Origin of the sequence: Pseudomonas sp. NBRC 111138 (genome assembly GCF_001320835.1) — a bacterium.
GTDB classification, from domain to species: domain Bacteria; phylum Pseudomonadota; class Gammaproteobacteria; order Pseudomonadales; family Pseudomonadaceae; genus Aquipseudomonas; species Aquipseudomonas paracarnis.
In genome coordinates this window covers 65,401-72,740 of the sequence record NZ_BCBO01000014.1, presented here as the reverse complement: position 1 = coordinate 72,740, position 7,340 = coordinate 65,401, and the positions used below count along the sequence as shown (strand labels likewise).

Annotated in this window: 6 protein-coding genes; 2 read left to right on the top strand and 4 right to left on the bottom strand. The window is 61.7% G+C overall.

Annotated elements, in window-relative coordinates; genetic code table 11:
- Window positions 1-100: 100 nt before the first annotated feature.
- Both nhaA and APH41_RS03130 read right to left on the bottom strand, forming a co-directional pair.
- Window positions 101-1,444 (bottom strand): Na+/H+ antiporter NhaA, encoded by a 1,344-nt coding sequence (nhaA, locus tag APH41_RS03135; RefSeq protein ID WP_034127946.1) that lies wholly within the window; start codon window positions 1,442-1,444, stop codon window positions 101-103.
- 118 nt (window positions 1,445-1,562) lie between these two features.
- On the bottom strand, window positions 1,563-2,744 hold the full coding sequence (locus APH41_RS03130; RefSeq protein ID WP_054917370.1) for an MFS transporter: 1,182 nt from the start codon (window positions 2,742-2,744) through the stop codon (window positions 1,563-1,565).
- 118 nt (window positions 2,745-2,862) lie between these two features.
- Between APH41_RS03130 and APH41_RS03125 the strand changes: the two genes are divergently transcribed.
- Together APH41_RS03125 and APH41_RS03120 are read left to right on the top strand one after the other, a co-directional pair.
- Window positions 2,863-3,762, top strand: coding sequence for a LysR family transcriptional regulator (locus APH41_RS03125; RefSeq protein WP_172415502.1), 900 nt, complete (start codon window positions 2,863-2,865; stop codon window positions 3,760-3,762).
- Window positions 3,763-3,850: 88 nt separating this feature from the next.
- A complete protein-coding gene (locus APH41_RS03120; protein WP_054917367.1) occupies window positions 3,851-4,642 on the top strand; it encodes a DUF2242 domain-containing protein in 792 nt (263 codons plus the stop codon).
- 366 nt (window positions 4,643-5,008) lie between these two features.
- On the opposite strand, the gene APH41_RS03115 is transcribed toward APH41_RS03120, so the two are convergent.
- Together APH41_RS03115 and APH41_RS03110 are read right to left on the bottom strand one after the other, a co-directional pair.
- Window positions 5,009-6,043 carry an AraC family transcriptional regulator gene (locus tag APH41_RS03115; protein WP_054897260.1) on the bottom strand — a complete coding sequence of 345 codons (1,035 nt, stop codon included), beginning with the start codon at window positions 6,041-6,043 and terminating at the stop codon, window positions 5,009-5,011.
- A gap of 4 nt (window positions 6,044-6,047) precedes the next feature.
- The gene (locus APH41_RS03110) at window positions 6,048-7,178 is read right to left on the bottom strand and encodes a carbon-nitrogen hydrolase family protein (protein WP_034127941.1); all 1,131 of its coding nucleotides are present in this window, start codon (window positions 7,176-7,178) and stop codon (window positions 6,048-6,050) included.
- Window positions 7,179-7,340: the final 162 nt, after the last annotated feature.

The window sequence follows — 7,340 nt, the reverse complement described above, 5'->3', positions numbered from 1 at the left end:
GGGAGCTTGCTCCCGTTGACTGCGCAGCAGTCCCGGCTTTTTAGGGCCGCTTCGCGACCCAGCGGGAGCAAGCTCCCTCGCCACAGGTTGGTGCTCTGCCTCAGATAGGCTTGGCAGCAAACTTGAGCTTGCCCCATGTCAACCCGATCACCGCCGCCAGGGTTGAAGCCGCCAATACGCTCAGCTTCGCAGCCGACAGCAGGGCCGGGTCGGAAAATGCCAGGGAAGAGATAAAGATCGACATGGTGAAACCGATCCCCGCCAGCAGGCCGACGAGGCCAACGCCCGTCCAGGTCACACCGTCCGGCAGCTTGCAGATGTTGAGCTTGACCAGCGCCAGGCTCGCCAGCATCACGCCCAGAGGCTTGCCGAGCACCAGGGCGAAGATGACGCCCATGAACACACCGTGGGCCAGCGGGTCATCCAGATTGAAACCGTCCAGGCTCACACCGGCGTTGGCCAATGCAAACAGCGGCATCACGCCGAACGCTACCCAGGGGTGCAGCGCCGATTGAACACGCTGCACCGGCGGCAGTATTTCCCGTTGAGCTTCGCGCAATTGCTTGAGGGGCGTGGCGACTTGCTGGGTCCCTTCGGCTGGCTGCGAGAACCGGTCCATCAGCTCGTTGAAGGTGCGTTCGATGGTTTCCAGCGGGCGTTCCCGCGTGGGCTTGGAATTGACGGGGGTCATCAAGCCAAGGATCACCCCGGCGAGCGTTGGGTGCACGCCGGTCTTGAGCAGGCCAAACCACACGATAGCGCCTGGCAGCAGGTAGATCGCCGCCTTGCTGATGCCCATGCGTTGGAACACCAACACCAGGGCCAGCCCGCCGGCAGCAATCACCAAGCCCATGTAGTCGAGGCTGGCGGTGAAAAAGATCGCGATGATCAGGATCGCCACGATGTCATCGATGATCGCCAAGGCCAACAGCAGGATGCGTACGCCACTGGGAATCGATTTGCCCAGCAGCGCAAGCACACCCACGGCAAAGGCGATGTCGGTCGCGGTGGGGACTGCCCAGCCACTCGCGGCGGCGGTGTCGTGGTTGAGCAGGGTGTAGATGAGTGCGGGCATCAGCACACCGCCCAACGCCGCGCCCAAGGGCAGCGTGGCCAGCTTAAGGTTGGCGAGGGCGCCGTCTTTGATTTCCTGGCGGATCTCGGCACCGACCACCAGAAAGAAAATGGTCATCAGCCCGTCATTTACCAGAAAATGCAGGGAGCGCGACACGCTGTAATCACCCAGCCCGAGGGTGATGGGCGTGTTCCAGAAATGCTCGTAGGTCGCGGCGGCGGGGCTGTTGGCCCACACCAGCGCGACGATGGCGGCCAGCAGCAGCACGATCCCGCTGACGGCTTCGATGTGTGAAAAGCGCTCAAGGGCGGACAGCGCGCCCTCAGTCAAGCGCTGGGGGCGGGGGATGGCGGGGTGTTTATCAGGCACGACAAATCTCCATTGGCGGCCCGACCAATGCTTGGCTTTTAACCTGCGCCGTGCTTTATGCAACAACGCACCCAGGGGCGATGATAGGAAGGTGAGGAATAAGTTGTAAACAAACTTGTCATCGCGCGGGCAGCGCTTTACCCCGGATTGCGCCCAGCGCCAACACGATCAATCCTAGAACTGCCCATGGAAATGCCACGACGCCCCAACGTTCGAGCAAGAGCCCGCCCACTAATCCACCTCCGGCGATGCCCAGGTTCCATACCGTGACCAACATCGATTGGGCGGCATCGGCCGAGTTGCCAGCCGACTTGGCCAGCGCGGTTTGCAAGAGCGCGGGCAGCCCACCGAAGGCGAGCCCCCACAACGCCACGCTGACGTAAATGGCGACTACGCAGTTGAACCATAATCCGAGCAGCAGGGCCGCAACGGCGAACATCGCGCAACTGATGAGGGTCAGTAGCCTCAGGTGCCGGTCAATCCAGACGCCTACCAGCCAGATACTCAGCAGGGCCATCAGGCCGAACACCAGCAGCACGCGATCAATCTCGCGGCCGATACCGGCGGGCACCAGCAAAGGGGCGATGTAGGTATAGAGAATGTTATGTGCGAGCACGTAGGTAAAGGTCACCCAGAGCACCGGCCGTATGCCTGGCAACGCCAGTACCTGACGTAAGCCGAGGCGTTTGCTTGGCGGTTCACCGGCAAAATCCGGCAGTTGCCAACGCGCCCATACCAGCAGTAACAGGGTCAGGCCAGTCATGATGGCAAAACTGGCGCGCCATCCGACCAGCGTACCCAGCAGGGTGCCGGCGGGCACGCCGAGGGACAAGGCCAGCGGCGCACCCAGCATGGCCACGGCAATCGCCCGGCCCTGCAGATGAGGTGCGACCATACGGCTGGCGTAACCCGCCAGCAAGGCCCACAGCAAGCCCGCGAACACACCGGCGAAAAATCGTGCAGCCAAGGTCAAGCCATAGTGGCTGGAAAAGGCGGTGACACTGTTAACCACTGCAAAGCCGCCGATGGCGATCAACAGCAACGGCCGCCGGCGCCAACCCCGGGTCAGCAATGTCAGCGGGATAGCGGCGAGCAACGAGCCGAGCGCATAGAGCGTTACCAGTTGCCCGACCAGAGCCTGGGAGACCCCGAGCCCAGCACCGATTTGCGGTAACAAACCGGCGGGCATTGCCTCGGTGAGGATGGTGATAAAGCCGGCGCAGGCCAACGCCAGCAAACCGGCCAGTGGCAGCGGTTCAGCGTGGGGGGCTGTATCGATCAATTGGGGGCTGTCGTTCATCGGGGCTCTCCTTGAAAGGGTCAAGGAGCCAAGGGTAGGGGGCTGCGAGGCGCGGAAAAACAGGCTAAGGTTCCGAACTTATCGGACGTTGATGTCCGCAATCGGCAAAGGCATCACCATGGACAATCTGGGCAGCCTCTCGGTTTTTGTGCAGGTCGCGCAAACGCTTAGCTTCACCGCTGCGGGCCGCGCACTGGGCGTGTCATCGTCGGCGGTGGGTAAAAGCATTGCGCGGATGGAAGAGCGCCTGGGCGTCAGGTTGTTTCATCGCAGCACCCGCAGCATCACTCTGACCAGCGAGGGCGCGCTGTTCCTGGAACGTTCGCGGCGCATCCTGGCGGAGCTGGAAGCGGCCGAACAGGAATTGACTGAGGTCACTGCCAAGCCTCGCGGCAAGCTGCGGATCAGTGTGCCCCAAGTGCGTGGTTTGTTGATGCCGGTGATCAGCGATTTTATGCGTGCCTACCCGGACATCGAGTTGGATGTGGATTTTTCCGATCGCATGGTGGATGTGATAGAGGAGGGCTTCGACGCGGTGATTCGCACCGGTAAGCCAGAAGATTCGCGCTTGATGATGCGCCATCTAGGGCATTACCAGTTGGTCCTCGTCGGTACGCCCGGCTACTTCGACCAGCACGGCACCCCCCATCGGCCACAGGACCTGAATCATCACGCCTGCCTGCGGCACAAATTCTGCGCCACCGGCAAGCTGGAGCCCTGGCCGCTGCGTCATGTCCCGGGGGCGGCAGAACTGAACCTGCGTGCACCGCTGGTCAGCACCACTATCGAGTCCCTCAATCATGTGGTGCAAGAAGGACTGGGCATTGCGTGCCTGCCGGACTACATGGTCAACCAGGCCGTACAGCATGGGCGTTTGCGACGGGTGCTGGATGAGCACCTCGAACATCGCGGCAGTTTCTGGTTGCTGTGGCCGGCCAGTCGCCATGCTTCGGCCAAGCTGCGGGCCTTTATCGATCATATGTGCGCCGGGCTTTTTCCTACTGACGCCGCTGTCTGAGCTTGAGATGTTTTACCGACAGGAATCGCGCTTCAATGTCGCGTTCTGTTGCACAATACCGTCCGGACCGTTTTCTTCAGGATTTTCAATGTCGACATCATTTCACTTGCGCAATCTCGGGTTGGCGCTGGTGCTGGCGGGCGCCGCGGGCTGCTCGTCACCCAAGACCGCTATCTATGAACATGAGAATTTCGACGATTCCGGTACGTTTTCCCGCGATTACCCAGTCAGCGATGTGGCGGCCTGTGAAGCTGCGCGCCGTGCCCTGCTGAGCCAGGGCTACATCATCACCAGCAGCGATCCGAAGTTGGTGGCCGGCAACAAGAGCTTCCAGCAGACCGGCGAGACCCACCTGCAGATCAGTTTCAATGTGGTGTGCGCTGCTGATGGCAAGGGCAGCAATCACTCGACGATGTTTGCCAACGCCTTGCAGGACCGCTATGCGCTGAAGAAGGTCAACAACTCCGCGAGCCTCGGTGTGGGCGTGCTGGGCTCGGTGTCGATGCCGATTGGCTCCACCGACGACTCGATGGTGAAGGTGGCAAGCGAGACCGTCTCGGCACCGAAGTTCTACGAGCGCTACTTTGCGTTGGTGGACGTGTTCCTGCCGCAGGAAGTAAAGCAGGCCGAGCATATCCCCGAGCAGCCCAAGGCCGACCTCGGCGTGCCCGAGCCCAAGACCGCTCCGGCAGCCGAGAAGGTCGAAGCGCCGAAGGATGTGCCTGTAGCGCCTGCCGCTGCAGAGCCGCTTGCGCCACCACCTGAGGCTGCACCGATTGCACCGGTGACAGAGCCTGCTCCGGCTGCACCGGCGCCGACTGATCCGTCCTTGCCGGCGCCGACGGAAGCGATTCCACCGCTTCCGACGCCTGCGCAGTAACGCAATGCTGTTCTGATGTGGGAGCGGGCATGCTCGCGAATACGGTGTAACAGTCGCCAAGTGTGTTGAATGACACACCGCTTTCGCGAGCAAGCCCGCTCCCACATTTTGACCGAGGTTGCGGTTGAGTTAAATCCAGTGATCGCCGCTACGTTTAATCCTGAAGAGCAGGAATGTCACGGCGTCGACATTTTTTCGTCATGACGGCACTTTAGGCTGGGTTCGCAGGTCATTAATCTGCAACCGCTTTCAACACGAAAAGGAGTCCACCATGGACGATTACCAGGAAGAGCTGCTGGAGTATCAGGCATTCGAGCTAGACCCATTGGATCCTGCCGACGATGCCACCGAGCTGTAACTCCGACTTCAGGCGGAGTGGCGCTGACTGCGGCGAAATTCCCCTGGGGTCTGGTTGTTCCAGCGTCTGAAGGCCCTTTGGAAGGCTTGGGCCGAAGCAAAACCGAGCAAGTACGCGATCTCGCCGAACGCCAGTTCCGTATCGCGAATGTAGGTCATGGCCAGGTCGCGACGGGTGTCATTGAGGATCGCGCGAAACTGCGTGCCTTCCTCGGCCAGTTTGCGCCGCAATGTCCAGGTTGGCAGCTTCAAGCGTGCCGCCACTTCCTCCAGGTCGGGTTCCCGGCCGCCATTGAGCATCGGCCCGAGCAACCGGGTAATGCGCTCGCGCAGGCTGCGGGTGCGGGTCAACTGCTCAAATTCCCTTTCACACAGCTGTAGCAACAGGTGCCAGGTGCTTGGGCAATGCTGCGGGTTGCGCAGCGCCAGGGTGGGTTGGCTGAGGCGCAGTTGATTGACCTCGGCGCCGAAGTGGACCACGCCCTCTCCCAGCACCCTGTAGTGGTCGTGGTAGTCCGGCGCGTCGAATTCGATTTCAATGCGCTGGGCCTGCACCGGCTGTTGGGCCAGGCCAGACAATTGCTGCAGCCAGCCGGCGATGATCGAATCCACCACAAAGCGGTTATAGGTGTTGTAGGGGCTGATGGAATAAAACCTCAGCCACGCGCCTTCGGCGTCTTCATGAAAGCTTGATTGCCCGCGATAGTTGGAGCCGTACAGTGCTTCAAAGCGTGTGAGCGTGCGTGCCGCTTCGCGCACGGTGGGCGCTTGGGCGGCAGTAACGCCGGCAAGACCAGCCTGGCTCAAGCGGCTGAGCTGGCCCATACGCAGACCCAGGCCGGGGTTGCCGGTCAGTTGGATGGCCGCGTGGCCCAGGCGCATGTAGCGCGGGATCGACAAGCGTGCGCCGGCCTCAGCCAGGCGAGCTGGATCGAGGCCGTATTGCAGCAGCAGGGGCTGTGGGTCCAGGCCGTGGCTGTGGATGGCGTCGGCCAGGGTGTGCACGAAGCCCACCGACAGATCCCCCAGGCGCACCGGCTTCACGGCGCTACAGCCAGATATTCAGCAGGCGCGCACCATGGGCGTCGCCATCGGCGAAGACTTGCCCATTGCGACTGAGAAAACTTTGGCCGGCGCTGCCCAGGTCCCAGAATTGTCCGCGCAGAAAGACGCTCATTCCCGCGGTGGCTTCGCTGACAGGCGGCTGGCTGATCAGGGTAAGGCGACGCCAGGCCGCGCCCTCACTGGTTTCTTCAGGCTTGAGGCTCACTTCTGAGGGCGTAGACACACTCTTGAAACCGCGCCACGGACGGTCCCAGGTATCGCGGCCGGTGACAAAAGCGGGTACCGCGATCAATTGCGCGCCTTGCTCGTTGAGCTTGCGGTAGTTGTCCGGGTACCAGCTGTCGCTGCCGACCAGAATGCCCAGGCGCCCGGCGGGGGTATCGACAACGTTGACGACATGCTCATCGCCAGGTTCTATAAAGCCACGTTCATCGTAGATCGGGTAAAGCTGGCGCTGCGGCTGGCCCAGCGGCAAGCCGTCGGCGGCGAACACCACGCTGGCGTTGTACAGCGCGCCGTGGCCGATCTCCAGTTGCCCCTGGATCACGCTCGGGTTGGGCAGGGCGATGGAACCGGCCACCAGGGTCACGCCAAATTCTTTGGCGAGGCCGCCAAACAACACTTGATAGTCGCGGGCCATTGCCGGGGCTTTCATGCGCAGGTACGCATCGTCCATGCGGTTGTCGCCAGTGGCGCTGATCCAGGCTTTGGCAAATTGCAGCGGGTTGCTGATCGACAGCCAGTTCATGGCGTCCTTGAGGTGAGCGGCCTGGTACAGCTCATTCTTTTCTCCGCCGAGCATCAGCCAAGTGCCGATATGTTCCGGCAGCACCACAACGGTCTTGGCATTGATCAGCCCAAGGTCCCGGGCGTTTTGCAGGTAGGCGGACAGCTTCAGATGCAGGCGTTCCAGGCTCTGGTAATCGGCAGGGAACAGTTCCGGCTGGATACCCAGCAGGTTGCCCCGGTCGGCTGGTTCGCCCTCGTTGACGGCGAGGGTGATGCGCAGGTCGGACAGGTAATGCGCCACGGGGCGCTCCTGGGTCCAGACCAGATACGCGGCGAGTGAGGCAACCAGGGCCATGATGACGGTGAACGCTAGAAGTTTACGCATGGGGCAACAGACAACAGACCAGGTGCAGGGTTCGCGACTAGGGTAGGGCCCATGGCGTGGCTTGCCAAGGGGCGCTGTGCATTTGGATCAATAACTTGTCAGTTTCAGTCATTGAGCCGTGGTCCACCGCCTCTTAGTCTGTGGGACATAAACCGATGGCAC